The sequence below is a fragment of the Kribbella sp. NPDC048928 genome, from assembly GCF_043197975.1.
Taxonomy (GTDB): domain Bacteria; phylum Actinomycetota; class Actinomycetes; order Propionibacteriales; family Kribbellaceae; genus Kribbella.
Genome location: NZ_JBICUC010000003.1, coordinates 320,985 through 342,403, shown reverse-complemented (window position 1 = coordinate 342,403; position 21,419 = coordinate 320,985). Strand labels below are relative to the sequence as shown.

Here is a 21,419-nt window from a genome sequence, read left to right as displayed (position 1 = left end):
GGACAGACTAGATGGCAGGACGGACGTCCACGTCGGCAGCCCGTACGTAGGCCATCCGGTGGCCGAACCAGATCTGGTAATACCGGTCCTTGCCCTGCACCTGCACGTGGTCGGTCGGCGGCTGCCCGTCGAACGTCACGGCCCGGTAGTAGTCGGTCTCGATGTTCAGGTCACCGACCGGGTACGCCTGACCCGCCGCGATCGTGTACTGCAACGGAGTCACCGTCTGGTACGGAATACCCGCCGGGTACGCCGACTGCTCCGGGTACGCGCGCCCGTACACCGGCACGGACAGCTTCCCGGCCTTGGGCTTCACGACCAGGCCGGGCTTGGCGAACGCGTCCGGCGCCGACTTCGGGCTCTTGAACCAGCCCTTCGCGCCCAGGTACCAGACCGCGACCCAGTCGCCCTGACGCTCGGCCACGACGTACTGCGAACCTGCTGCCGCGCGCGAGCCCATGTCGGACACGTCCGTGGTGCCGTCGGACCCGTTCGGGTGCAGACCGACGTCCTTGACCAGCGGGGCGTTGTCGTCCGGCGACTGACGCAGGTACACGAAGTTGGTGGCCTGCGGCGTGCACGGCGTGGCGGGCGCGTCGCAGTTGGAGACGACCTGGACGTTGCCCTCGAAGCCCGGCTTGATGGTGACGACCGAACCGGCCTTCACCGGCAGTACGGACTTGCCCCAGATCGGCGCACCGAGCAGGTCCATGTAGTGCTCCCAGTCCCAGTACGGTCCCGGGTCCCAGTGCATGCCCGCGACCGTGGACGGCACCGTGCCCGGCACCTGGTCGTGGCCGATGATGTGCGCGCGGTCGAGCGGGATGTTGTTCTTCGCGGCCAGGTAGCGCACCAGCTTGGCCGAGTTGCGGTACATCGACTCGGTGAACCAGGTGGCACCCTGCGGCGCGAAGCCCTCGTGCTCGATGCCGATGCTGTGCATGTTCACGTACCAGTTGCCGGCGTGCCACGCGACGTCGTTGGCCTTCACGTGCTGCCAGACGTGCCCGTCCGACGAGCGCATCGTGTACTGCCAGCTCACGTACGTCGGGTCCTGCACCAGGTTCAGCACGCCCTGCCAGGTGCCTTCGGTGTCGTGGATGACGATGTAGTCGATCTTGCCGGTCTTCGGCCGGTTGGCGAGGTCGTGGTTGCCGTAGTCACCAGTGGTCCCGAACTCGGAGTACGGCGCCGGCAGCCACTCGCAGCCGAGCGACGGCGGGCACTCCACGTCGGACTTCGACGGCTGCACACCGGCCGGGAGCGACAGCTTGGACAGCTGTGCCTTGTCCGGCTTCACGGCGAGCGCCGGCATCACGATCTGGCGGCCGGTGTTCGTGGTCCGGGCCGCGCCCTTGGCCATGATCGAGTAGACGTCGTCGGCGAACCCGGCCGCGCCGGCCTTGTCCCCGGCCTCGGCGTACGACGCGATCGCGCCGTACCAGTCGGCGGCCGACGTGTTCGCGCCGACCGGCAGGCCGAGCGCCTTCTGGTACGACGCCAGCACCGCGGCGCCACCGTTGATGTTCGCGGTGGTGTCGGTGCGCAGTGCGGACTGGTCGAGGCCGGTCAGCTCGGACGCCTTCTTGAGCGTCTGCAGCGACTCGGCCGTGGCGACCTTCTGTTTGCCGGACAGGTCGGCGACCTCGGACGCACCCAGTGCGGTGAGGTGCATGGGGCCGTAACCACCTGTGGTGCTCGGCGTGCCACCGTGGTCGTCCCAGCGCGACTCGGCGTACGACACGGCCAGCAGGACCGGCTCCGGCACGCCGTACTTCGCAGCGGCTGCACTGAACGCCGACATACCGTCGGCACTCGCGGCAGCAGGCTGTGAAGCCTCGGCTGGTGGACCTCCCAACGACACGCCGACCAGGGCGGCCGGCAGCGCTACCGCAGCGAGTGCGGCAAGAATCTTCGGACGACGCAGCATGATGATCTCCTGAACCCGTGGGCGGGGTGGTGCCGGTCACGCAGACTGGCAGCCTAGTCACTGTGGGTCGGGGCGACGCGGATGTCAACGGTTAACCAAAACTCACGTCGCCGGGTTCGATACTGACGAAATGACGCCGAACACCTTGGGTTACGGAGTACCGCGATGGAAGCACTCCCGCTGGCGGTGACGACAGGCTGGGCGAGTGGCGTGAATGCCTATGCCTGCGTGCTGATTCTCGGTCTGCTCGGCCGGTTCGCCGGCGCCGAGGACGTACCCCACTCGTTGACCACGACGCCCGTACTGATCGCCGCGGGCGCACTCTTCGCGTTCGAGTTCGTCGCCGACAAGATCCCGTACATCGACTCCGCGTGGGACGCGATCTCGACGGTGATCCGGCCGACCATCGGGGCGATCCTGGCCGCGCTGCTGTCCGGCGAGGCGAGCACGCTGCACCAGGCCGTGATCGCGACCACCGGCGGCCTGGTGGCGCTGTTGTCGCACGCGGTCAAGGCCAGTCTGCGGCTCGCGATCAACACCTCGCCGGAGCCGGTCAGCAACATCGCCGCGTCGTCGGGAGAAGATGTCGCGGTCGCCGGCGTGGTGTCGCTCGCCGCGTTCCATCCGGAGGCCGCGCTGATCATCGCGGGCGTCCTGCTGGTCATCGGCCTGATCGCGGTGTACTTCGCGTTCAGGTTCATCCGGCGCGGGTATCTGAGGTTCAAGGCGTGGCGAGAGAAACGTGGGAACAGTAGTGGCTGACGTGATTGTCGTAGGAGCCGGTCTGGCCGGTCTCGCGAGTGCTGTACGGCTGGCGAAGCTGGGGCACCAGGTGACCATCTGCGAACGCAATGAGCACCTGGGCGGCGTGCTGGGTCGCGTCGAGGCCGACGGGTTCACCTGGGATGCAGGAGCAGCCAGTACGACGCTCCCGGCCGCCCTGCGCGACCTGTTCCGCAAGAGCGGCCGTCCGATCGAGAGCCTGGTGCAACTGGACCCGGTGACCGAGCCACGCCGCCACATGTTCACGGACGGCTCCGTACTCGACCTGCCGATCAGCGACCGTGGTGCACAGGAGGCGGCCTGGACCGACCTGGCCGGTGCACCTGTGGCCGCGCAGTGGACCACGCTGGTCGATGCGTACGGCGAAACGTGGCAACTGCTCCGTAAGACCTCCCTCGAACCGCCGCTCGAGGACAAGCTGCCCATCAAGGTCATCCGCGCCCTCAAGCCCTGGCAGTCGCTGGAGAAGGTCGCCCAGCGCGAGCTGACCGACGAGCGCGCCCGTGCAGTGCTACGGCACTTCGCAGCACAGGGTGGGTCGGACGCATCCCTCACACCGGGTTACGTCGGCGTCTGGTCGTACCTGGAACGCACGTTCGGCCGCTGGACGATCGCAGGTGGTTTCGGCGCGCTGGCCGACGCCCTGGTGCAGCGCGCGAGCGAACGAAAGATCACCGTCCGCACCAGCGCAGAGGTCGTCGCCGTCACCACCACGGACGGCAGGGTGACCGGCGTACGGCTGACGGACGGCGAGGCGATCCCTGCCGACATCGTGGTGAGCGATGTCGACCCACGGCTGCTGTACGAGTCGTTCGTCGACGACCCGGTCGCCAAGAAGGTGCGCAAGCGGATCCTGTCGACGCACCAGGCCCAGGCTGCGTACGTGGTCCACCTGGGGCTGAAGGACCCGGTGCCGGAGCTGCCGTTCGAGACCGTGCTGCACGGCACACCAACCGTCGTCGTACGGACAGGTGGTACAGCACCGGCCGGCCACGCGGCGTGGTCCGTACTGGTCCACGGCTACCCGACTGATGACGTACTGGACCTCCTGGTCGCCCGCGGCCTGCCCATCCGGGAGAACGTGGTGTCGCGGCAGACGTCACCGTCCTGGTGGGCCGGTGTGGCCTGGGAGGGTTACCGGACCGCCCGGCGCCGGGCGTCGAACGTGTCGCCGGTGAAGGGCCTGTACTGCGTCGGCGCGGGCGCCCACCCGGGCTCCGGTGTGCCCGCGACCACGCTCGGCGCGGCGATCGTGGCGGACGCGATCGGGAAGGCCTGACACCGCTGTGGGGTTGGACAGCAGGGACAACTAAGATTGGTTGTTCCTGTGTTCTGAGTCGGGCAGAGTCGGAACTGACCCGGCGGTAGAGAGGACCTCGGTGGATCAAACCCCCACATCGGCCGATCACGAAAACCACGACCTGGTCGAGCGGGCTGAGCTGACGGCTGAGCAAAACCACGTCGACCGGGTGTACGGCCGGGTCGAGGAGGCTGCCCGGTCCGCGTCCCGGATCGCGGTCGAAGGGCACCAGCGCGGCCAGGCGCAGAACGTCGGCCGCGTCCGTGAAGAGGAGCAGACCGGTCTGTACGAGCGGGATGTGCTCGTCTTCGCGGCGGCTCGCCGGATCGCGGAGCTGGACGCCGAGCACGAAGGCCTGGTCTTCGGCCGCCTGGACTCCGACGGCGGCGACGACCAGCCGGCGGCAGCGACCGCGGCCGACCTCGAGAAGCTGTACGTCGGCCGTATCGGCGTCCGCGACGCGGAATATGAGCCGCTGGTGATCGACTGGCGCGCTCCGGCGGCCGAGCCGTTCTATCGGGCCACCCCGACCGACCGGCAGAAGGTGGTCCGGCGGCGCGTCCTGCGGAACAAGGGCGCCCGGATCGCCGGTCTCGAGGACGACCTGCTGGCGCCCGAGCGCGCACCGGAGGACCTGCCGGTGATGGGCGAGGGCGCGCTGATGGCGTCGCTGTCGCGGGCCCGTGGGCACACGATGCGCGACATCGTCGCCACCATCCAGGCCGAGCAGGACGAGGCGATCCGGGCACCAGCCCGGGGCGTCACGGTCATCGGTGGCGGACCGGGTACCGGCAAGACGGTCGTCGCCCTGCACCGTGCGGCGTACCTGCTGTACAGCGACCGCAGGCGCTTCGAGCGCGGCGGCGTACTGGTGGTCGGACCGTCCGCGGCATTCATGGCGTACATCGAGCGGGTGCTACCGAGCCTCGGCGAGAACACGGTCTCGCTGCGCGCTGTCGGCGAGCTTGTCGACGGCGTGAAGGCGACCTCGGTCGATGTCGCCGACGTAGCCGCCGTCAAGGGTTCGCTCCGGATGCGCGGCGTGCTCTCCCGGGCCGCCCGCGACCGCGTACCGAACGCGCCGACGACTCTGCGCGTGTTCCTTGGCGGCGCGACGATCGAGCTGGACGCCAACCAGCTCGACAACGTACGCCGGAACGCGCTTCGACGTACTGCCCGCAACCGGGCGGCCGCAGAGGCTCGGAAGGGTCTGATCGCGGCCCTCTGGCAGCGGTTCCCGGAGGATCTGCGCAACGGGCCGCTCGGCGACCGCGAGGCGTTCGGCGACCGAGTGACCGACACGCCGGCGTTCCGGACGTTCTTCAGCCAGTGGTGGCCGACGCTCACGCCCGAGTCGGTCCTGCGGTGGCTCGGCGACCCGCGGCGGCTGCAGCGCTGGGCTCGCAACGACCTGACCCCTGCCGAGGTCGACGCGCTCGCCGAGGCGATCCGGACGACGGACGAGTTCACCATCGCGGACGTCGCGTTGCTGGACGAGCTGGGTACGTTCCTGGGGCGTCCGCCGGTCGTGGAGAACACCGACGAGGAGTTCGACTGGCTGGAGGGCCTGTCGGACGGCGTCAACGAAGTACTGACCACCTCCGAACGGCGCGCGCGAGCCGCGGCCGCCCGCGAAGCCGACGAGCCGGAGGAGTACGCGCACGTCCTGGTCGACGAGGCGCAGGACCTCTCCCCCATGCAGTGGCGGATGGTGACGCGGCGCGGGCCGCAGGCGAGCTGGACGATCGTCGGCGACCTGGCGCAGAGCTCCTGGCGGGACCCGGCCGAGGCCCAGGCCGCGATGGACTCGATGCTGTCGCACCTGCAACGGCACACGTTCCGGCTGTCCACCAACTACCGGAACTCGGCCGAGATCTACGCGTTCGCCGGTGAGGTGATCCGGCGCTCGATCCCGGACGCCGACCTGCCGAACGCGGTCCGCAGTACCGGGGTGGATCCGGAACACCGGATCTTCGACGCCGGCAAGGTCGCGGAGGCCGCGGCCGACGCGGCCACGGAGCTGCTGCAGCTGGTCGAGGGCACCGTCGGCGTGATCGTGCCGCCCGCGCTCCGGCGCGCCGTCGACCCGGTGCTCGCCGAGATCGGCGACCCGCGCGTGGTCGCGGTCGGCCCGCTGGACTCGAAGGGCCTCGAGTACGACGCCGTGGTGGTCGTCGAGCCGGACCGGATCGTCAGCGACACGCTAGGCGGCGTCCGCGCCCTCTACGTGGTCCTGACCCGAGCCACCCAACGCCTCGTCACGGTGAACAGCTCGACGCACTGGCTCCCCTGACATCACTTGCGTCCGAAGATCCGAGCGGTGGACGCCTCGGATCTTCGGACGTAACGGTCAGCCGCGAGGGACGACGTACTCGACCAGGTCGGCTTCGTTGGCGGCCAGGGCTGCCCAGTGGCAGGTGAGGTGCAGGATCGTGAGGCCGGTGGTCGGGTACTTCTGGGTGAGTTCGACGCGCTCCGGGCTGGTGCCGTCCAGGGCGAGCTCGTCCGCGAGCCACGGGATGCCTGGGGCGTGGCCGACGACGAGCACCGTACGGGCCTCGGCCGGTGCCTCGTGGACGACGTCGAGCAGTGCGTCGGTGTCGGCGTTGTAGACACGCTTGTCGTACCAGACGTCCTTGGCGACGACGCCTGCGTCGGCGACGCACTTCCAGGTCTCACGGGTGCGCTTCGACGGCGAGCACAGGACCAGGTCCGGTTCGATGCCTTGGGCAACGAGGTGCCGGCCGGCGGCGCCCGCGTCGGCGCGGCCGCGGTCGGCGAGCGGCCGCTCGAGGTCGGACAGATCCGGTCTGGTCTCCGGCGGCACCGCCTTCGCGTGCCGGAGCAGGACGAGCGTACGGTCGATCAACAGGTCCGACGGGTCAGCCATTGGCTCAGGATACGACGGCGCTCTGAAGGTTGCGGAAGACCTGTCGGGTTGCGGTCGATCTGTTCAAGGTAATGAAATGGATGCCGGGCGCGCCGCCGGCCAGCAGCCGTTCGGACAGCTCGGTGGCGATCTCGATTCCGACCTCCCGGACCGCGGCCGGCTCGTCCTCGACGGCGTGCAGCCGGGCGGTGACGGCAGTCGGCAACGCCATGCCGGTCAGGTCCGCCATCCGCTGGATCTGCTTGATGTTCGTCACCGGCATGACGCCCGGCAGCACCGGGATGTCGCAGCCCAGCTCGGCGGCCCGGTCGACCAGCCGGAAGTAGTCGTCGGCGCCGAAGAACATCTGGGTGATCGCGTAGTCCGCGCCGGCCTGCGCCTTCGCGGCGAGCACCTGCGCGTCCGCCTCCAGCGAGACCGCCTCCGGGTGCTTGTCCGGGAAGGCCGCGACGCCGACGCAGAAGTCACCGAGCGACCGGATCAGCTCGACCAGCTCGATCGCGTGGTTGAGCCCCTCGGGGTGCGCGACCCACGGCTGGTTCGGGCCACCCGGCGGGTCGCCGCGCAGCGCGAGCATGTTCCGTACTCCGGAGCCTGCGTACGCGCCGATCACCGAGCGGAGCTCGTCGCGGGAGTGCGCGACACAGGTCAGGTGCCCGAGCGGCGTCAGCGAGGTGTCCTGCGCGACCCGCTCGGTGACCCGGATGGTGCCGTCCCGGGTGGTGCCGCCGGCGCCGTACGTGATCGAGACGAACGTCGGCCGCAGCTGCTCGATCTCACGGATCGAACGCCACAGCACCTCCTCGGCCTCGGGCGTCTTCGGCGGGAAGAACTCGAACGAGAACGAGCGCTCCCCGGACGCGAGCAGCTCGCGGATCGTCGGCGCACCGCCGGGCAGCGTCGAGGGAAGTCCGTTCGCCATGCCGTTCAGGTTACCCGCGGTGAGCTCCGGCGTCTGCCTACCGACTACGCTCCGAGACGTGGACGATGTGGACATCCCGGCGGGGATCCAGCAGGCCTTGAGTGGGTTCCTCGACCGGCAGGAGGAGCGGCTGGCGGCGATCGGGCCGGAGCTGGCCGAGCAGGTGCAGGCCGCTCGGGACGCGACCAGCGGGGGCAAGCGGCTGCGCCCGTCCTTCTGTTATTGGGGTTTCCGGGCTGCGGGCGGCGATCCGGCCCATGATCTGACCGGGCCGATCTTGCCCGCCGCGGCGAGTCTGGAGATGCTGCACGTCAGCGCGCTCGTGCACGACGACGTGATGGATTCCTCGGACGTACGCCGGGGTGCGCCGGCCGCGCATCGCCGGTTCGAGGCGCTGCAGCGCGAGCGGGCCGCGAAGAGCGGGCACGGCGGCGACCCGGTCGGGTTCGGCGTCGGCGCCGCGATCCTGCTCGGCGACCTCTGCCTGATCTGGGCGGACGAGCTGCTGCATACGTCCGGCTTCGACGCGGCGGCCCTCGCGCGTGCCGAGCAGTACTTCGACGCGGTCCGGGTCGAGGTGACGGCCGGGCAGTACCTCGACCTGCTCGCGCAGGCCAGCGGCGAGTCCGACATGGACCTCGCGCTACGCGTCCTGCGGTACAAGTCGGCGACGTACACGATCGAACGTCCGCTGCACATCGGTGCCGCGCTCGGCGGCGGGGACGAGCGGCTGATCGCGTCGCTGTCCGGGTACGGGCTGCCGCTCGGCGAGGCGTTCCAGTTGCGCGACGACCTGCTCGGCGTGTTCGGCGACCCGGCGCTGACCGGGAAGCCGGCCGGCGACGACCTCCGCGAAGGCAAGCGGACGGTGCTGATCGCGTACGCGGTGGATCATGCGTCGGAGGCCCAGCTGACCGAGTTCGACCGGCTGTTCGGGCGTCCGGATCTCGACGACGACGAGATCCAGCTGCTCCGCGAGATCCTCACCGACTCCCGCGCGGTCCAGGCCTGCGAGGACCTGATCACGGATCGCACCGAGGACGCACTCGACGCCCTCGACCGCGCCCCGCTCGCCGACGACACTGCCCGCAAGGCCCTGACCGACCTCGCGATCGCGGCCACCTCACGGGTCGTGTAGCTACTGCTCCGCGAGCAGGTTGATGAGGCGGAGCAGGTCGGCGGTGGCCGGCAGTGGGCCGAGGACGATGACCTTCAGGACGGCGCGTTCCTCGTCGTAGATGGTCTCGGCCTTGAGGTTGACGGCCTCGGGCTGGTTCAGCGCGCCGTGGACGTGGGTGGTCAGCCGGTCGGCGGTGGCACGGTCCACGGCGTCGATGTGGACGATGCTCGACGCCTCGACGTGCCGCGCGGAGCCGTCGACGTCGGCCGCGGCGGTCGGCGTGCCGGTGAACTCCTCGAGGTCCTCGCGGGTGATCCGGTACTGCTTCCCGATCCGGACCGCCTTCAGACGGCCGTCGCGGACGTAGTTCCGGATCGTCCGCACGTGCAGGCCCAGGCGGTTCGCCACCTGCTCCACCGAGTACAGCTCCTGCGCCATAACGGCCAGCGTAAGGCAGTTCCTTAGAATTCCCTATAAATAGCCGGATCGGGATACTTAGGGTAATTTGAGGCACATGGCCCAGGTGTATGTCAGTGAAGTACCGCTCGCCGACGAGGCTGCCGCGGTGCAGCTCATCGTCGATGCGTACTACGGGCATCAGGCCGAGTGGATCGCGTTCACACCGGATCAGCTGGGCGATGAGTTCTTCGAGCTGCGGACCGGACGCGCCGGTGCGATCACGCAGAAGTTCGTCTCGTACCGGATGGGGCTGGCCGTGGTCGGTGACATCGCGGAGCGGGTCGCCGCGAGCAAGCCGCTGGCGGACTGGGTGCGGGAGAGCAACCGCGGCCGCAACCTGCTGTTCGCCGCCGACCTGGACGAGTTGCAGGAGTTGTTACAACACCGGCAGTGAGCTCAGCAGGTCAGGTGTGGTCGCCTCGTCGACGAGGACCCGGAGCTGGCCGGAGTTCGTGGTGTCCTCGGCGAAGATCTGCAGGGCGACGTCGACCGTGTCGTGGTCGTGCTCGAGCAGGTTGCGCAGCCCGGTCCACAGCACCACCTCGGGCGAGCCCGTCCCCCGGTCGCTCAGCGAGTCGGCCAGCGCGTCCCAGTTCCGCCCGAACCAGCGCGGCAGGTCGAACGCGGTCGCGCACAGGTCCAGGAACCCTGTCTTGTCGTGGATCTCGGCGGTGTCCAGCAGTACGAACCCGAAACCGGCCGCGGCAGCGTCCCGCCGTACGTGGTCAGCAGCCGGAGCAGCCGGCCACCGATAGACCCCCGGCCGCAGCCCCTCCTCCAGCAGCACCCGCAGCCTGGTCATGGGGCCTCCCGGTCTGGACTGAGGAGCGAAGCGACGAGGGAAGATCGGGAGCAACAGCCCCATGACCCAGCGCGCCGGAGGCGCGCAATATGCACATTCATGAGGTTCCCCCGTCTTCCGCGATGCGGCGGAAGGACTTGTAGTGGTCGTCGGTGTAGTAACGCTCATCGCCGTTCCCGGTCACGATCCGGCGGGCACCACGGTCCTTCTCCCCCGGCGTCTTCACCGTGTACTCGTGGTAGTAGCCGCGGTCGTGCTTGGGGAGGATCTTCTCCAGATTGCCGAACACCACACCGTCGCGGCTGTACGGGTACGGGCCACCCTGGTCGATCAGCTTCAGCGTGCCCTGCGCTTCCTTCGGCAGGTCGGCCACGGCGACGTACTTGAGCCCGCTGGTCGGATCGACCGCGGTCGACCCGGTCTTGGTGTCCGCGGAGCAGCCGAACAACGAGGCCGCCAGCGTGATCACCAGCATCGCGATCACGACGACCGCGACGATCCGCGCGGTCTTCGGGTTGTTGATCACCGCAGCCTCCGGCTGAATGCGGCGGCCGCCTCCCCCGGATCGTCCGCCTCGGTGATGGCCCGGACGACGACGACGCGGGTCGCCCCCGCCTCCAGCACCTCGTCCAGGCGCTCGAGGTCGATGCCACCGATCGCGAACCAGGGCTTCGACTGGCGACGGCCGGCGGCGTACGACACCAGGTCGAGGCCGGCGGCCTGACGTCCCGGCTTGGTCGGCGTCGCCCACGTCGGCCCGACGCAGAAGTAGTCCGACCCGACCTCGTCGACCGCGGCGTTCACCTGGCTGAAGCTGTGCGTCGACCGGCCGATGATCGGCGCCGGTCCGGTGATCGCCCGGGCGGCGTGCACCGGCAGGTCGCGCTGCCCCAGGTGCAGTACGTCGGCACCCGCGGCGAACGCGATGTCGGCGCGGTCGTTGACCGCCAGCAGCTTGCCGTGCCGCTTGCAGGCGTCCGCGAAGACCTCCAGGGCGGCCAACTCGTCGGCGGCCTCCATCTCCTTCTGCCGGAGCTGCACGATGTCGACGCCACCGGCCAGCGCGGCGTCCAGGAACTGCGCGAGGTCACCCTGCTTCTCACGCGCGTCCGTGCACAGGTAGAGCCGGGCATCCGCGAGGCGTGCCGTGTGATCAGCAGTGTGGTCAGCGGTGTGGTCAGTCACACCGCAAAGCCTGCCATGCCTGCCGACGCCTAGGGTTGAGGCATGGCTGATGCAGTGGTTGTGGGCGGCGGTCTGATCGGTCTGGCGACTGCTTGGCGGCTGGCTACGGACGGTGCTCAGGTGACGATTTGCGACCCCACCCCGGGTGCGCAGACGTCGAACGTCGCCGCCGGCATGCTCGCCCCGGTCACCGAGGTCGAGTTCGGCGAGGACGACCTGCTGGCGCTCAACCTGGCCTCCGTCAACGCCTGGCCCGCGTTCGCCGCCGAGCTGGAGCAGCTGACCGGTCAGCCGGCCGGACTGCACCAGACCGGCACGTTGTCGGTCGCGTACGACGTGGACGACGTGGCGGTGCTCCGCAGGGTCGCCGAGTACCAGCGCCGCCTCGGGCTCGAGGTGGAGGAGCTGTCCGGTCGTGACGCTCGTCGTCGCGAGCCACTGCTCGCCACAGGTGTCTCTGGTGGCGTCTGGGTCCCGGGTGACCACTCCGTCGACAACAGGCAGGCTGTCGCGACGCTCCTGCGAGCAGCTGAGCTGTCCGGCGTACAGATCGTCCGGCAGCACGTGACTCGGATTACTACGTCCGGTACGACTGCCACCGGCGTACTGCTCGACAACGGGGACACCGTGCACGCGGACTACGTCATCGCGGCGACCGGGCCATGGTCGTCGCAGCTGGCCGGACTACCCGAGGAGCTGCGGCCGCCGGTACGTCCGGTGAAGGGCGAGGTACTACGGCTGCGCGTCCCGGAGGCGTACCGCCCGGCGCTGCAGCACACAGTGCGCGCGACAGCCCGTGGCTTCTCGGTCTATCTGGTGCCGCGGGCCGGTGGTGAGCTCGTGGTCGGAGCGACGAGCAGCGAGCTCGGGTACGACACGAGGGTGCTCGCGGGCGGGGTGTTCAACCTGCTCCGCGACGCCCGGACCGTACTGCCGATCACCGACGAGCTCGAATTCGTCGAGTCGATCGCCGGCCTCCGCCCGGCCACTCCGGACAACGCCCCGATCCTCGGGCCGTCCGGCCTCGATCGGTTGCTGTGGGCAACCGGTCACTACCGGAACGGGGTGCTGCTGACGCCGGTCACCGCGCAGGTGCTGGCCGAGACCGTCCGTACCGGCACCCTCCCGGACCTCGCAAAACCCTTCCTCGTCAGCCGATTCGGTCACTGACTCACCGTTGCCACGGGCAACCGGAAAGATTGTGAACGACAACAATGTAGTTCAGCCTTGAATTGTAACCTTTGCGTTACAGGCGTAACACCACCCCCATGCGCCCCTGTTGTCACATCAGCATCAGCACATACGGTCAAGTGACGTTCACAACGGGGAGTTGGTTGCGATGCGCAACGTTGTTCGGATCCTTGGCGGCCTGGCAGTACCCGTGCTGACCGCCGCCGTGATCACCGCCGGCTCACCGGGCTTCGGCGCGTACCAGGTCAAGCAGGGCGACACCCTGAGCCAGATCGCCGGGCGCTACGGCACCACCGTCAGCAACCTGGTCGCGCTGAACAAGCTCGGCGGCAACGGCAACGCGATCTACGCCGGCGAGACGCTCAAGGTCCCGTCCAAGGGATCGGCCGCCACGGCACCCACGAAGCGCTCACAGCTCGGGCGGGTCGCATACGTCGTGAAGTCCGGCGACACGATCTCCGGGATCGCGAAGCGCTTCAAGTGTTCGCAGGCCAACCTGCTGGCCGCGAACGGGCTGAAGGCGAGCGACCCGATCTACAGCGGCAAGACGTTGCAGGTCCCGGTGAAGCTGCGCCCGAAGCCGCGGACCGACAACACGTTCGCCGGCCGCACGTACGCCGACCACATCGTCGCCCAGGCGAACCGGAACCGCGCCATCCTGAAGAAGCGCAAGCAGCCGACCCGGTCGCAGATGCGCTCACTCATTGTGAGCACCTCGAAACGCTACGGCGTCGACCCGCAGTTGGCGCTTGCGGTCGCCTGGCAGGAATCGGGCTGGAAGCAGCGCGTGGTCTCCCCCGCGAACGCGATCGGCGCGATGCAGGTGATCCCGTCGACCGGCCGGTTCGCGTCCCGGATCATCGGCCGCGAACTGGACCTGCTCAAGGCGCAGGACAATGTCACCGCCGGTGTCGTCCTGCTCAGCCGCCTGACCGGCGCCGCCAAACTCGACATCGCGGTGGCCGGCTACTACCAGGGCCTCGGCGGTGTGAAGAAGAACGGCATGTACGCCGACACGAAGGCGTACGTGACCAATGTCCTCAGGATCAAGGCGCAACTCACCCGCGGCTGGGACCCCCTGCGGTGAGCCTGGCTCAGTAACGCTGAGCGGTTATCTACACTCTCTCCAGAATGGTTTGGGGAGAGGCGGCTCACCGCAAGTGACGGACGACGTGGACACGCAGGTCAGCGACCGCCTCGTCGGGCGCGTGCTCGACGGTCGGTACCGCGTGGGCGCGCGTGTCGCGAAGGGCGGGATGGCGACCGTCTACCAGGCCCTCGACATGCGTCTGGACCGGACCGTCGCACTCAAGGTGATGCACGACGGGCTCGGCGACGACGCTGCGTTCACCCGCCGATTCGTGGCCGAGGCCCGCGCCGCCGCCCGGCTGTCGAACCAGCACGTGGTGGCCGTGTTCGACCAGGGCGACGACGACGGCACGCTGTTCCTCGCGATGGAGTACGTGCCCGGCCGTACGCTGCGGGACGTCATCCGCGAGGAGGCGCCGCTCTCGCCGGCCCGGGCGCTCGACCTGCTCACACCGGTCCTGTCCGCGCTGTCGGCCGCCCACGACGCGGGCATCGTGCACCGCGACATCAAGCCCGAGAACGTGCTGATCTCCGACAAGGGCGCTGTGAAGGTCGCCGACTTCGGCCTCGCCCGTGCAGTGAGCGCCAGCGGCAACACCGCCACCCAGGGCCTCCTGATGGGCACGGTGTCGTACCTGGCGCCGGAGCTCGTCACCGACGGCAGCGCGGACGCCCGCTCGGACGTGTACTCCGCGGGCATCCTCCTGTACGAGCTGCTCACCGGCAACAAGCCACACTCCGGTGACACCCCGATCCAGGTCGCGTACGCCCACGTGCACAACGACGTACCGCCCCCGTCGCTCGAGCAGCCCGGCATCCCGCCGTACGTCGACGCGCTCGTGCAGCGCGCCACCGCCCGGGACCGGGACCTGCGGCCGACCGACGCGCGGGTTTTCAGCCGGCAGGTGCACCGGGTGCGCAGCGCGCTCGACGAGGGCCTGCCGGACGATCCGGAGCTGACCGGCGACCTGACGGTGCCGATCCAGCAGATCAGGCAGGACAGCGGGTACGACGACGGCTACACGCGCGGAGACCACGGCACTGTCGTCGACGGTCAGCCGGTCAAGCACGACACCATCGTCGTACCGGTGGAGCACGGCCGCCCGACAGGTGCTCCGGCGAAGGCGAACGCGAACGCGACCCCGCCGCCGGCCAGGACGCCCGCACCGCAACGCCGGTCGCGCGGGCCGATCGCGCTGCTCGTGATCCTGGTCGCGGCGATCGGCATCGGTACGGCCGCCTGGTACTACGGGATCCACCGCTACACCACCACACCGGACCTGGTGAACAAGACCACGGCGGTGGCGATCACCGAGGCCGAGCAGGAAGGGTTGCACGCGACCCTGGCCAACCAGGACTACTCCGAGGACGTCAAGCAGGGCGAGGTCATCCGCACCGACCCGGCCGCGGGCGACCGGATCCGGAAGGACGGTGACATCGATCTCACGGTCTCGAAGGGTCCCGAGCGGTACCGGGTGCCGCAGCTCGTCGGCCTGGACCTGGAGGCGGCGCAGCAGGCGCTGTCGCCGATCAAGCTGATCACCGGGAAGGTCAACGAGCAGTACGACGAGAAGGTCCCGAAGGGCCGCGTGATCGCGATCAGCCCGCGGTTCAACACGGTCGTGAAGCCGGGCACCGCGGTGAACTTCGCGGTCAGCAAGGGGCCGCAGCCGATCAACGTGCCGGATCTGACCGGCAAGTCGTACCGGGACGCGAGCAAGGCGCTGAAGAAGCTCGGCCTGGTCGTCGCGCGGAGCACGAAGTACGACGAGAAGGTTCCCGAGGGCAACGTGATCAGCCAGGATCCGAACACCGGCATCCTGTTCGCCAAGGACCAGGTCACGCTGGTCGTCTCCCTCGGCCCGCCGCTGCGCGAGGTCCCGAACGTGAAGAAGAAGACCACCGCCGAGGCGCAGCAGATCCTCACCGGCGCCGGCTTCAAGGTCACCGTGCAGAAGGCCCCGTTCAACCTCGGCCTGAACATCGTCGCCGCCCAGAACCCGGGCGCCGGCCAGAAGGTGAAGCCAGGCACCACGATCGTGATCACCGTCCTCTGATTTGTTCCGCCGGTCCGCGCTCTGATCTGATGTAAGGCGTGAATCGCCCTCGTGTTGCTGTCCTGGCGCTGCTCGCGGTTGCGGCGGCCTGGGGGTCGACGTTCTTCCTGACCAAGGACCTGCTCACCAGGATGGACGTCGCCGACTACCTGGCGTTGCGGTTCCTGATCGCGTCGGTCGCGCTGATCCTGGTACATCCGCCCGCGATCGCCCGGCTGAGCCGTCTGGACCGCGGCCGGGCCGTTGCCCTCGGCATCACCTACGGCATCGCACAGCTCGTCCAGACCGAGGGCCTGCGGCATACGTCGGCCAGCGTGTCCGGCTTCGTCACCGGCATGTACGTCGTGTTCACGCCGCTGCTCGGCGCGGTGATCCTGCGGCATCGGATCGGGCGCTGGGCCTGGGTCGCAGTGATTCTCGCCACGGTGGGCCTCGGCGTACTGTCGCTGCGCGGCTTCACGCTCGGCACCGGCGAGTTGCTCACGCTCGCGTCGGCCGGTCTGTACGCGCTGCACATCATCGGTCTCGGCGCCTGGTCCACCTCGAAGAACGCGTTCGGCCTGTCGTCGCTGCAGATGATCGTGATCACGTGTGTCTGCGCGATCGGTGCCGTACCGGGCGGCTTCTCGGTGCCGTCGAACGGCCACGACTGGATCAGCGTGGTCTACATGGCGCTGATCGCCGGCGCGCTCGCGCTGATCGTGCAGACCTGGGCCCAGGCGCACCTGACTCCCACCCGCGCGGCGATCGCCATGACAATGGAGCCGGTGTTCGCCTCGGCGTTCGCGGTGCTGTTCGGTTCGGACAGTCTGACCTGGCGGATGCTCGTCGGCGGCGCCCTGGTGGTCTCGGCCATGTACCTGGTCGAGCTGGCGCCACGACGTAAGTTCGAGGCGGAAGTGCAGCACCTGGCGCAGTAGGAGGAGGGACGATGCGGGAGAACCGGCCACGCGACCGGTGGTTCCCGTACGTCGTCATCGCCCTACTGCTGGCAGTACTGGCCGCCGGGACCGTCAGCAACCTGGTCCGCAACCCGCAGCCGCGTCTGGTCTCCGAGGGCATCCCGCATGCACCGGGCCACGCCGCCTCGGCGCTCGTGAGCCCGCAGTACGACGACCTGGTCCGGCACGCCCTCGCCGACCTCGACGCCCTCACCCTCCCGAACGGCGCCACCCTGGCCGGGCAGAACGGCCCCTGGCGGTACGTGTGGCCACGAGACGCGTCGTTCGTCGCTGTCGCGCGTTGCGCGACCGGGCAGTACGACGACGCGCTCGAGGTGCTGTCGTTCCTCAACAGCGTCCGTCCGTCGACCGGTCGCTGGGAGGCCCGGTACACCGGCACTGGGCAGCATGTCGACGACGGCCGCGAGCCGCAGTTGGACGCGTCCGGGTGGGTGTTGTGGGCGACCTGGTTCTGCCGTGCCGGCCAGCCGTACTGGGATCTCGTCCAGGAGTCGGCTGACCAGATCCTGCACGAGCTGGGGCCGGACGGGCTGCCGGCGCCCTCCCCTGACTACTGGGAGCGGTCCGAGAAGGAGTTGACGCTCGGCACAGTCGCCCCGCTGCTGACAGGACTCCGCTCGGCCGTCCGGATCGCCACCGACCAGAAACACCCGGCCGAGGCGGCCCGGTGGCAGGCGGCGCTCGACAAGTTGTCGACGGCAACCGACCACGTCTTCGGGCCCAACTACGCGCGGACGCCTGCTCGCGCCACCAGCTTCGTCGAACCAGGTGTCGAGCCGATCAGCCTCGGCGGCGGCGCGGACGCGTTCGTGACCGTCCTCGGCCCGCCGTTCACGCCGGCCCGCCCGGTCGTCAGTACGGCGATCAACAGCGCACACGCCGTACTGACGCAACCCAACGGCGGCGTGACGCCTGGCGAGGACTGGAGAGTGGACGGGGTGTCGTGGACACCTGAGACCGCGCTGTTCGCTCTGAGCGCTGCTGCACGTGGCGATCAGGCTGTAGCGCGCACCCTGCTCACCTGGCTCGACCAGCACCGCACCAAGACCGGTGCGCTACCGGAGAAGGTCAACCGGGACCTGGAGCCGGCCGGTGAGGCCCCACTCGCCTGGACCGCAGCCCTGGTGGTCCTCACCGACACAGCACTCCAGAACCCGCTGCCTGTTCCCTAACAGATCTCCATACCGTCGTGAGTCGGTGCGCTCGGGCGGCCGGTGCTCGTCTTGCCCGAATAGAAGAAGGCCGTCGACGCGATGTCGTCCTGGAGCGGGAGGTAACGGCCACCGGACCGCCAGCCCAGGGCCTGTACGTCGACGCGCAGCCGCTCCTTGAAGCGCACCGGGTCAGGCAGGTGGAACCGGTACATCCCGAAGCGCTGCTGGCTCTGGTACTGCCCGTCCGGGCGGATCACCTGGGGCATCCCGAGGTAAGGCGTACTGAACTCCGTGTAGCCGCCCAGGTGTGGCACGTCGAAGTTCCACGCGCCACCGAAGTAGTCCTCGGTTCCCGTACCGCAGATAGTCGGGAACTCGTCGTCCCCGTCGATGTAGAACTTCACCTCGCCCTCACCCCACCAGCCGGTGCTGTTGACGCCCCACGCGAGGTACGTGCCCACGTAGTGCCCGGGGCCCTCCACACCGTCCAGCAGGGTGTGCACGGTCTCGGCCGCCAGCGGGTTGCTGCGGCGCCACTGTGCGTGCAGGTACGCCGACTTGTCCGGTACGGCGCCCAGCCAGTAGTCCACCTGGAAGTACACGACCACGGGCTCGTCGTGGGTGTTCTCGATGGTCAACTCGGCCTGCTGGGTGAACGGCATCTCCCAGTAGCAGTTGAAGCCACCGTTCGGGTTCACGGCCACCGGCAGCGAGTTGACCTGGGCGAACTTGCCCCAGCCCGAGCAGAAGAAGTCACCGACCGGCGTCTCGATCGCCGGCGCGTCGTCGCCGTCCCAGAACGCCCGCAGGATCAGCCGGCGCCAGTGGTCGACGTGCGTAGTCAGCCAGATGTGCGTGATGCAGCCCGAACCGGCGATGTCGGCCAGTGTCACGGTCTCCCCCGGGCCGATCTCGATGGACGGCGAGACCTTCCAGCCCTGGCCGAGGTCGCGGGCCGCGTGCGCCCCGGTGCCCTCGGTCCGCCGTCCACCCTGACCGGGCTCGCCGGTGGGGTTCTCCGCACTGATGGAGCGCGTCTCGACGTCGGCGAGCGCGCTGATGCCGGTGAGATTCCCAAGTGTCATAGCGAGACCTTAGGCCCGCCGGAGTCCGCCGAGAAATCGATTGCCCAGGAAGTGGACTCAGCAGTGGACTCAGCAGATCGGCCCCGGGCATCGTCTGTACTGGTGTAGGCCACCACCGAGGGAGGGATGCTCGTGACGTTCGACGACTGGCTGCAGACCGGGCTCGCGCCGCTGCTGCGGTTCGCGACCGTCCTGTGCGGTACGCCGCATCTGGCCGAGGACGTCGTCCAGGACGTGGCGATCAAGGCCCAGCGCAAGTGGGACCGGATCGGCGGGCTGGAACACCCGGACGCGTACCTGCGCCGGATGGTGGTCAACGAGTACCTGTCCTGGCGGCGCAAGTGGTCGCGGTACGTACCGAGCGCCGAGATCGAGTCCGGTACCAGCCCGGACCACGCCGACCGTACGGCGGACCGCGACGAACTGCTCGGCGAGCTCGCCAAGCTGCCGCGCCGGCAACGTGCCGTACTGGTCCTGCGCTACTACGGCGGACTCAAGGACGCCGAGATCGCCGAGACCCTCGGCTGTTCCGCCGGCACCGTCCGCGCCCACGCCTCCCGAGCCCTGGCCACCCTGCGCATCGAACTCGTGCGCGCACCTCTGACCGAGGAAGTCCACCATGCGTACTGAACAAGATCTTCACGAGGCGTTCCGTGAGTTGGCCGAGAACGCTCCGCACCCCGGCGACGTCCGCGCCACCGTCCAGGACGGTTCCCGGCGCTCTGCGTACCGCCGTACTGCCCTGGTCATCGGCACCGCTCTGGCCACCGCCGCGGCTGCAACCGCCGCGGTCGTCGTACCGCACGTCATCTCCACGGGGGCCCCGGTCGCGGGTCCGGACAAGCAGCCGTCGGCCTGGTCGAACTGGGTCGGCTTCCAGACCCCGAAGACGATGTACGAGGTCACGCAGGTCCAGACCGCGAACCGTCAGATCTATGCGCTGGCCGGGAACGACAATCCGGGTGCCAGCCTGTGCAACTTCCAACTGCATCGCAACGGTGACTTCGACCCGGCGACCATCCCCGCCGGCAGCCAGACTGTCAAGATCGGCGGCCGGAGCGGACAGCTGGTCACGTGGCAGAAGGGACACAACCCGTTCGTGCCGACGCCGCAAGGACCGCCCGTCGCGGACCTCACTCCCGCGATCGCGAAGACGCTCGTCTGGCAGCCTGCCGAGGGTACTTGGGCACTGCTCTCGTGCTTCTCGCAGGAGCACCTCGGGACGACTTCCGTACCGACGGTCGACGCGCCGTACCTCGCCGACCTCAAGCTGATCATGACGATCGCGCGGACGGTGTCGCCCGGACCGCAGCTCCTGCACTCGCCGTTCGAGGTCGGCGACGGCCTCGCGGGCCTGACGCCCCGGCACATCTCTTACCGGCCGACGGAGTCCGGTGCCTCCGGCAACGGACGGATGTTCGTTGCGACCTGGCAGGACGGCAACACCGCCACCGGCTACCGCCCGGAGAAGATGCCGAAGGCACAGATCGACAAGAACACCGGGCAGCCGATTCCGTTCGCGGAGACCAAGCTCGGCAATCCGACGACCGCTCCGGGGCTCGGCGACGACCTGCAGATCGCCTACGACACCACGTCGACGTGGAACCTGCTGGGCCGCCTCGGCTCGGTCCAGCCGGACGGAACGATTCAGGGCATGCACGCGTACTTCACGAACGACCAGTCCATGCTCCGCACCGGGGACACCAAGGCCGAAGCCGAGGCACTGAGGCAGGCCAAGAACGTCCTGCGCCTCGAGGGGAACGGCGTCGCGGTCGAGATCAAGAGCCTCGGCAACCAACTGACCCACGACCAGCTCCGCCGGATCGCGGAGACGCTGAAGCTGACCAGCTCGCCGAGTGACATCGGCTCCTGGTTCGACGCCGCCACCGCGATCAGGTAGCTGCTCAGCAGGGGCGGACCTTGGCATCGAGGCCGTTGACGAACGACAGGCAGGCCCAGGGGCGACCCTGGGCCCGCTTGGCGCGGACGATCAGCGGGTACGCCTCCGCGCCACGCACCTGCGGGCTCTTCTCGGTCGGGAACGACCCGACCGCTCCGCCACGCGCCTCCGCGGCCGACTTCACGTCCGCGACAGTGACCGCGCTGCGGGCAGCCTTCTGCGCCGCGGCCTTCGCGTCCGTCGCGACCTGCAGGGCGAAATCGACCTCGGGCGGCTTCGACCAGGTCGTCTGCGAGACCGGGATGACGAGCCCGAACATTGCCAGCCCGACCGCCGTGATGATCTGCCGCAGCCGCCGGCTCTGGTCCGTCAGCAGCAACGTCGCGCAACACAGCGCGAGGAACACCGTGAGCCCGCGCAGCACCCAATGCCGGTCGAGCCGACTGTCCACCGCGAGCCCGGCCGCCACCGCGATCACCAGACAGACAACAGCCGCGCCCAGAGTCCGTACCCGCGGAGACACCGATTCCATGCCGCAGACGATAACCCGCCGCACCACCAACGCCGTTCGCGGTCGCCGCGAGCGCTTC

General features: G+C 69.2%; 21 protein-coding genes. 12 read left to right on the top strand and 9 right to left on the bottom strand.

What is annotated here, in order from left to right; translation table 11 throughout:
* Positions 1 to 7: 7 nt before the first annotated feature.
* Positions 8 to 1,930: an N-acetylmuramoyl-L-alanine amidase gene (locus tag ACGFI6_RS15065; RefSeq protein WP_393118731.1), complete on the bottom strand. Its 1,923-nt coding sequence runs from the start codon at positions 1,928 to 1,930 to the stop codon at positions 8 to 10.
* A 165-nt stretch (positions 1,931 to 2,095) separates the two neighbouring features.
* On the opposite strand from ACGFI6_RS15065, the gene ACGFI6_RS15060 reads away from it, so the two are divergent.
* The 3 genes from ACGFI6_RS15060 (at position 2,096) to ACGFI6_RS15050 (ending at position 6,306) form a co-directional block, all read left to right on the top strand.
* Complete coding sequence (locus tag ACGFI6_RS15060; protein WP_393118729.1) at positions 2,096 to 2,692, top strand: DUF4126 domain-containing protein; 597 nt, start codon at positions 2,096 to 2,098, stop codon at positions 2,690 to 2,692.
* Complete coding sequence (locus ACGFI6_RS15055) at positions 2,685 to 3,992, top strand: phytoene desaturase family protein (RefSeq protein WP_393118727.1); 1,308 nt, start codon at positions 2,685 to 2,687, stop codon at positions 3,990 to 3,992. The genes ACGFI6_RS15060 and ACGFI6_RS15055 overlap by 8 nt, the downstream gene beginning before the upstream one ends.
* 100 nt (positions 3,993 to 4,092) lie before the next feature.
* Positions 4,093 to 6,306: a HelD family protein gene (locus tag ACGFI6_RS15050; protein ID WP_393118725.1), complete on the top strand. Its 2,214-nt coding sequence runs from the start codon at positions 4,093 to 4,095 to the stop codon at positions 6,304 to 6,306.
* A 57-nt stretch (positions 6,307 to 6,363) separates the two neighbouring features.
* On the opposite strand, the gene ACGFI6_RS15045 is transcribed toward ACGFI6_RS15050, so the two are convergent.
* The gene (locus tag ACGFI6_RS15045; protein ID WP_393118723.1) at positions 6,364 to 6,903 is read right to left on the bottom strand and encodes a SixA phosphatase family protein; all 540 of its coding nucleotides are present in this window, start codon (positions 6,901 to 6,903) and stop codon (positions 6,364 to 6,366) included.
* A 4-nt stretch (positions 6,904 to 6,907) separates the two neighbouring features.
* Positions 6,908 to 7,825 (bottom strand): methylenetetrahydrofolate reductase [NAD(P)H], encoded by a 918-nt coding sequence (metF, locus tag ACGFI6_RS15040; RefSeq protein ID WP_393118721.1) that lies wholly within the window; start codon positions 7,823 to 7,825, stop codon positions 6,908 to 6,910.
* Between the two features lie 58 nt (positions 7,826 to 7,883).
* Between metF and ACGFI6_RS15035 the strand changes: the two genes are divergently transcribed.
* Positions 7,884 to 8,963 carry a polyprenyl synthetase family protein gene (locus tag ACGFI6_RS15035; protein ID WP_393118719.1) on the top strand — a complete coding sequence of 360 codons (1,080 nt, stop codon included), beginning with the start codon at positions 7,884 to 7,886 and terminating at the stop codon, positions 8,961 to 8,963.
* Here ACGFI6_RS15035 and ACGFI6_RS15030 read toward each other — a convergent pair whose 3' ends face one another.
* Positions 8,964 to 9,383 carry a helix-turn-helix domain-containing protein gene (locus ACGFI6_RS15030; protein WP_393118717.1) on the bottom strand — a complete coding sequence of 140 codons (420 nt, stop codon included), beginning with the start codon at positions 9,381 to 9,383 and terminating at the stop codon, positions 8,964 to 8,966.
* Positions 9,384 to 9,459: 76 nt separating this feature from the next.
* On the opposite strand from ACGFI6_RS15030, the gene ACGFI6_RS15025 reads away from it, so the two are divergent.
* Positions 9,460 to 9,798, top strand: a complete 339-nt coding sequence (locus ACGFI6_RS15025) for a DUF4180 domain-containing protein (protein WP_393118715.1) — start codon at positions 9,460 to 9,462, stop codon at positions 9,796 to 9,798.
* On the opposite strand, the gene ACGFI6_RS15020 is transcribed toward ACGFI6_RS15025, so the two are convergent.
* The 3 genes from ACGFI6_RS15020 to thiE form a co-directional block, all read right to left on the bottom strand.
* Entirely contained in the window at positions 9,781 to 10,206 is a 426-nt protein-coding gene (locus ACGFI6_RS15020; protein ID WP_393118713.1) for a barstar family protein, read from the bottom strand. The genes ACGFI6_RS15025 and ACGFI6_RS15020 overlap by 18 nt on opposite strands.
* A gap of 97 nt (positions 10,207 to 10,303) precedes the next feature.
* Positions 10,304 to 10,732 (bottom strand): ribonuclease domain-containing protein, encoded by a 429-nt coding sequence (locus ACGFI6_RS15015; protein ID WP_393118711.1) that lies wholly within the window; start codon positions 10,730 to 10,732, stop codon positions 10,304 to 10,306.
* Positions 10,729 to 11,391 (bottom strand): thiamine phosphate synthase, encoded by a 663-nt coding sequence (gene thiE / locus ACGFI6_RS15010; RefSeq protein ID WP_393118709.1) that lies wholly within the window; start codon positions 11,389 to 11,391, stop codon positions 10,729 to 10,731. Before thiE ends, ACGFI6_RS15015 begins: the two co-directional genes overlap by 4 nt.
* A gap of 42 nt (positions 11,392 to 11,433) precedes the next feature.
* Between thiE and thiO the strand changes: the two genes are divergently transcribed.
* The 5 genes from thiO (at position 11,434) to ACGFI6_RS14985 (ending at position 17,862) form a co-directional block, all read left to right on the top strand.
* Complete coding sequence (gene thiO, locus ACGFI6_RS15005; protein WP_393118707.1) at positions 11,434 to 12,561, top strand: glycine oxidase ThiO; 1,128 nt, start codon at positions 11,434 to 11,436, stop codon at positions 12,559 to 12,561.
* A 169-nt stretch (positions 12,562 to 12,730) separates the two neighbouring features.
* Positions 12,731 to 13,669, top strand: coding sequence for a LysM peptidoglycan-binding domain-containing protein (locus ACGFI6_RS15000; RefSeq protein WP_393118705.1), 939 nt, complete (start codon positions 12,731 to 12,733; stop codon positions 13,667 to 13,669).
* A 73-nt stretch (positions 13,670 to 13,742) separates the two neighbouring features.
* The gene (gene pknB / locus ACGFI6_RS14995; RefSeq protein ID WP_393118703.1) at positions 13,743 to 15,728 is read left to right on the top strand and encodes a Stk1 family PASTA domain-containing Ser/Thr kinase; all 1,986 of its coding nucleotides are present in this window, start codon (positions 13,743 to 13,745) and stop codon (positions 15,726 to 15,728) included.
* A gap of 38 nt (positions 15,729 to 15,766) precedes the next feature.
* The gene (locus tag ACGFI6_RS14990; RefSeq protein ID WP_393118701.1) at positions 15,767 to 16,648 is read left to right on the top strand and encodes a DMT family transporter; all 882 of its coding nucleotides are present in this window, start codon (positions 15,767 to 15,769) and stop codon (positions 16,646 to 16,648) included.
* Between the two features lie 11 nt (positions 16,649 to 16,659).
* The gene (locus ACGFI6_RS14985) at positions 16,660 to 17,862 is read left to right on the top strand and encodes a glucoamylase (protein WP_393118699.1); all 1,203 of its coding nucleotides are present in this window, start codon (positions 16,660 to 16,662) and stop codon (positions 17,860 to 17,862) included.
* On the opposite strand, the gene ACGFI6_RS14980 is transcribed toward ACGFI6_RS14985, so the two are convergent.
* Positions 17,859 to 18,929 (bottom strand): glycoside hydrolase family 172 protein, encoded by a 1,071-nt coding sequence (locus ACGFI6_RS14980; protein ID WP_393118697.1) that lies wholly within the window; start codon positions 18,927 to 18,929, stop codon positions 17,859 to 17,861. The genes ACGFI6_RS14985 and ACGFI6_RS14980 overlap by 4 nt on opposite strands.
* Before the next feature lie 132 nt (positions 18,930 to 19,061).
* Here ACGFI6_RS14980 and ACGFI6_RS14975 point away from each other — a divergent pair, with 132 nt between their 5' ends.
* A complete protein-coding gene (locus ACGFI6_RS14975; protein WP_393118695.1) occupies positions 19,062 to 19,559 on the top strand; it encodes a SigE family RNA polymerase sigma factor in 498 nt (165 codons plus the stop codon).
* Complete coding sequence (locus ACGFI6_RS14970) at positions 19,549 to 20,829, top strand: hypothetical protein (protein WP_393118693.1); 1,281 nt, start codon at positions 19,549 to 19,551, stop codon at positions 20,827 to 20,829. Before ACGFI6_RS14975 ends, ACGFI6_RS14970 begins: the two co-directional genes overlap by 11 nt.
* 4 nt (positions 20,830 to 20,833) lie before the next feature.
* Here ACGFI6_RS14970 and ACGFI6_RS14965 read toward each other — a convergent pair whose 3' ends face one another.
* Positions 20,834 to 21,361 (bottom strand): hypothetical protein, encoded by a 528-nt coding sequence (locus ACGFI6_RS14965; RefSeq protein ID WP_393118691.1) that lies wholly within the window; start codon positions 21,359 to 21,361, stop codon positions 20,834 to 20,836.
* Between the last annotated feature and the right edge of the window lie 58 nt (positions 21,362 to 21,419).

Excerpts from the sequence above, each read along its gene's own strand:
- ACGFI6_RS15065 (WP_393118731.1), bottom strand. The coding sequence starts at position 1,930 with ATGCTGCGTCGTCCGAAGATTCTTGCCGCACTCGCTGCGGTAGCGCTG.
- ACGFI6_RS15060 (WP_393118729.1), top strand. The coding sequence starts at position 2,096 with ATGGAAGCACTCCCGCTGGCGGTGACGACAGGCTGGGCGAGTGGCGTG.
- ACGFI6_RS15045 (WP_393118723.1), bottom strand. The coding sequence starts at position 6,903 with ATGGCTGACCCGTCGGACCTGTTGATCGACCGTACGCTCGTCCTGCTC.
- metF (WP_393118721.1), bottom strand. The coding sequence starts at position 7,825 with ATGGCGAACGGACTTCCCTCGACGCTGCCCGGCGGTGCGCCGACGATC.
- ACGFI6_RS15030 (WP_393118717.1), bottom strand. The coding sequence starts at position 9,383 with ATGGCGCAGGAGCTGTACTCGGTGGAGCAGGTGGCGAACCGCCTGGGC.
- ACGFI6_RS15025 (WP_393118715.1), top strand. The coding sequence starts at position 9,460 with ATGGCCCAGGTGTATGTCAGTGAAGTACCGCTCGCCGACGAGGCTGCC.
- ACGFI6_RS15020 (WP_393118713.1), bottom strand. The coding sequence starts at position 10,206 with ATGACCAGGCTGCGGGTGCTGCTGGAGGAGGGGCTGCGGCCGGGGGTC.
- thiO (WP_393118707.1), top strand. The coding sequence starts at position 11,434 with ATGGCTGATGCAGTGGTTGTGGGCGGCGGTCTGATCGGTCTGGCGACT.
- ACGFI6_RS15000 (WP_393118705.1), top strand. The coding sequence starts at position 12,731 with ATGCGCAACGTTGTTCGGATCCTTGGCGGCCTGGCAGTACCCGTGCTG.
- ACGFI6_RS14985 (WP_393118699.1), top strand. The coding sequence starts at position 16,660 with ATGCGGGAGAACCGGCCACGCGACCGGTGGTTCCCGTACGTCGTCATC.
- ACGFI6_RS14980 (WP_393118697.1), bottom strand. The coding sequence starts at position 18,929 with ATGACACTTGGGAATCTCACCGGCATCAGCGCGCTCGCCGACGTCGAG.
- ACGFI6_RS14970 (WP_393118693.1), top strand. The coding sequence starts at position 19,549 with ATGCGTACTGAACAAGATCTTCACGAGGCGTTCCGTGAGTTGGCCGAG.
- ACGFI6_RS14965 (WP_393118691.1), bottom strand. The coding sequence starts at position 21,361 with ATGGAATCGGTGTCTCCGCGGGTACGGACTCTGGGCGCGGCTGTTGTC.